The sequence below is a fragment of the Mesoflavibacter sp. CH_XMU1422-2 genome, from assembly GCF_037029245.1.
Lineage (GTDB): Bacteria > Bacteroidota > Bacteroidia > Flavobacteriales > Flavobacteriaceae > Mesoflavibacter > Mesoflavibacter zeaxanthinifaciens.
This window is the reverse complement of sequence record NZ_JAYMEE010000051.1, coordinates 1-4,040: the sequence shown is the minus strand read 5'-3', so window position 1 is coordinate 4,040 and position 4,040 is coordinate 1. Positions and strand designations below refer to the sequence as shown.

The 4,040-nt window shown below is 32.8% G+C and carries 2 protein-coding genes; both read left to right on the top strand.

Translation table 11 applies throughout. The features are described from left to right. Positions 1 to 6 precede the first annotated feature (6 nt). A complete protein-coding gene (locus tag WA340_RS15260; protein ID WP_442920768.1) occupies positions 7 to 177 on the top strand; it encodes a T9SS type A sorting domain-containing protein in 171 nt (56 codons plus the stop codon). Between the two features lie 226 nt (positions 178 to 403). After that, the coding region (locus WA340_RS05985) for a LamG-like jellyroll fold domain-containing protein (RefSeq protein WP_336127876.1) at positions 404 to 4,040 on the top strand (3,637 nt) is incomplete at its 3' end.

Genomic DNA, 4,040 nt, shown 5'->3' with positions numbered 1-4,040 from the left:
CACAACATAACATCTGTTAAGTTATATAACATTTTATCTCAAGAAATATTTAGCGAAACAGATATTGATACTTCAGATTATACTACTTTAAAAACAGGTAAATTAAGTACAGGCACTTACATTATTAAAATGAAAACAGATATTGGTGAAATTTCTAAAAAAGTCCTGATTGAATAAATAAACCTAAGCCTTACAATTAAAAAGCCGAAACGTATGTTTCGGCTTTTTTTATTAAACAATCATTCAAAACGACATATAAACGATGAAAAATATCTTTTTATCGTTTTATTGTAAGTAATTTCTACTTAACAATGTATTTCATCGAATATTTTTGCACTTAATCATTGATTTACATAGTTTTAACAAATATTAATGTTAATCCTAACCCAAAACAAACCTGCTTATGAAAAATTCTACCCCAAAGAGTTTGAAAAAGCTAACATTAAAACAAGTGTACACATTAGTATTGTTTTTAATGTTTGTAACATTTTCTTTCGCACAAACATCAATTGTTGAAGTAAGTGTAAATTGGCCTAATTGGTCTTCAGAAAATAGAGTAGAAATCTACGATCCTTCTAATACGCTCATAGCCACTATAGATAATGGTTACAATGGGTGTTGTGACGATTCTTATTCTACAACAGTTTCATTAGGTTGTATTCCTGACGGGAATAATTATTACATAATAATGTACGATACTTATGGAGATGGATGGAATGGAGGCGCATCAAATATAACCATAACCTCATCAGGAAGCACAGTGTTAACTAATTCTGGATCAAGCGCTAACGCTTCCGGTACAACTTTAAACTTTAATGTTAGTGGTGGCTGTTCTGGTTCTTGTTCTTCTATAGTTAGTAGTTTCCCTTATAATGAAGATTTTGAATCTGGTATAGGGCAATGGACGCAAAGTACAACAGATAACTTTGATTGGACAAGAAACCAAAACGGAACGCCTTCTAATAATACTGGTCCAAATAGTGCTAATGGAGGTAATTGGTATTTATACACAGAAGCATCAAGCAATTTTAACAATACAAGTGATTTAATAAGTCCTTGTTTTGATTTGTCTTCTGCAAGTTCTGCTAATTTTTCATTTTACTATCATATGTATGGAAGTAATATGGGAACTTTAAGTGTAGACTTAAGTACTAATAATGGTGTAACATTTGATCACAATATATTTTCAGTTACAGGTCAACAACACACAAGTAATGGTTCTTTTTGGAGCCTAGCCTCTATAGATTTATCAACATATTTAGGACAAACAGTTACTATAAAAATTTCTGGAACAACTGGTTCTAATTATAGAAGCGATATGGCTATTGATGATATTTCATTATCAGCTGTAACTACACCTTTACCAGAAATAGCGGTAGAAGGTAACTCTACGGATATTTTAAATAATGACATTACACCTTCTACTGCAGATGATACAGATTTTGGAAGTATCAATGTTGCTGCTGGATCAGCTACACATACTTTCACAATAAACAACACTGGCTTATTAACATTAAACCTTACAGATCCATCTCCTTACATCACTATATCAGGACCTAATTCAGGAGATTTTACACTTACATCAACACCTTCAAGCTCAATTTCTGCAGGAAACTTTACAACTTTTGATATAACATTTGATCCTTCTGGTAATGGTTTAAGAGGCGCTACTGTTTCTATAGCCAACAATGATTCTAACGAAAACCCTTTCACTTTTAATATTCAAGGTTATGGATTAACTCCCTTAAGTGAAGGACCTGGTGGAGTAACTACAGATTTAGAATTATGGCTTAAAGCTAATGATGGTGCTGGTATATCTGACAACCAACCGTTAAGTACATGGTTTGACCAAGCTAACACTAACAATGCAACGGTTCATACAACAGGACAAGAACCTTCTTACAGAGATATTTATGGTAAAAATGTTAATTATAATGCTGTAGTAGACTTTAATAATACTCCTAATGCACCTTACGAGACTAATTTTAATTACACGCCACAACAATATCTTGAAGGCTCTACAGGCTTTCATACTCAAGATATATTTATAGTTGCTTTTCCTGAAGAAACTGTAAATAGCTCTTATGGTGCTATGGATATGTTTTGTGGTGACGCTAATCCTGGAGATAATACAGATAAAGATGTTACAGGAATTGGTTGGGGCGGATATACCGTTAGAATGAATAACGAAGTTTTAACTTATGCTATATCCTCTACTCCAGAACCTAATCCATCTGATATTAATTTAAGAGGATATGGTGTTGCTCAAACTGGTGCTGCACCTTCATATAATAATGTAGGTATAATTAATGCTAGAAATAATAGCAGCACATCTCCTACTGCTCAAGAAGTATTATATAATGGAGTTAAAGTAGATAACTATGAAGTAGGTTCACCTCAATTTACAAATATTAACAATTCAAATTATTGGATTGGTAGAAGTCAAGCCTACAGAGCTAGTTACTACGGTACAATAGCGGAAATTATTACTTTCTCTTCTAGAAAAAACAATGCTTCTGTTACAGATGAAAGAAATAGAATAGAATCTTATCTAGCAATTAAATACGGTATTACTTTAGGCGTAAACGGTACTTCTAAAGATTACGTAGCTTCAGACGGAACTATAATTTGGGATACGTCTGCTAATGCAGGTTATAATTATGATATTGCCGGTATTGGTCGTGACGATAATTCTGATTTATATCAAAAACAATCAAAAAGTGTAAATAATGGTGCTATTGTTTCATTCTCTTTAAATAACACTGAGTTAACTAATAATCTAAATTCTCAAACTTTTAACACAAGTAACGAATATCTTGTTTGGGGAAATAATGGACAAAATACAAACTCATCAGCCACATCAATTGTTGTTAGCTTAGGACCAGCTACTGTTACAACTGTTACTGATGTAATGAATAGAATTTGGAAAATAGTCGAAACAGCAGGTGACGATGTTGGCACTGTAGAGCTATCTGTTTTTGACTCTGACCTAGCTGGCCTACCGCCTTTAACAGGTAATGATGCTTATGTAATGCTTGTCGCAGATGACCCTACTTTCTCTACAAATTTAAGAACAGTATTTTTAGATCCATCTACATTTAATGGTATACCAACAAGAGAAGGTACATTTGACTTTGATGGCACAAAATATTTCACAATTGGTATTGCTCATGAAGAAGTTAGAGAAAGACAACTTGGTTTTGACGGCATTGATAACTATACTAATATTGGTGATAAAGTAGATCTAGCCGGTAGCTTTACAGCTTCTGCTTGGGTAAAACCAGATGGAGCAAATGCTTTAGGTACAGATAAAACAATATTAGCTAAAAATAATGGTACTGTTGGTTATAAATTATTTTTAACAAATAATAATTATCCTGCTTTCTCAGTAGGCACAAATACAACTACAGATAGGATTGATGCAAACACACAACTTCCTGATAACGTGTGGCATCATGTAGCAGTGACATATGATGGTACAACAGCAAATATTTATATTGATGGTGTTTTAGATAACACCAAAGTAATCACATCATCAACACCAAACGGATCTTCTTTAGCTATTGGAGCTGTTTACATTGACAAATCTAATATTATTGACTTTTTTAAAGGTGATTTAGATGAAATTAGAATTTGGGATAGAGCTTTAACTTTAGATCAATTAAGGTTTGTAATGAACCAAGAATTAATTGAAAATGCAGCAATGGTAAATGGTGATGTACTACCAGCTACTGTAACAAAAAATGATATTTCTGTTGTTAACTGGAATAATTTATTGGCTTACTATAATATGAATTCTTACATAGGTACTCATTTAAATGACGTATCAGGTAACGGAAACAGAGGTAGTTTAGCTGAACCTTCAGAATTTAATTTAGAGTATCAAACATCTCCATTACCATATACAACAACAAGTAATGGTCTTTGGGCTAACAACTCTTCTTGGACTAATGGTGCTGAGCAATACATACCTGGTTCTGCTTCTATAGTCGATCCTACCATTACTGTAGATTGGAATATTGTAGAAACGTCTCATAATA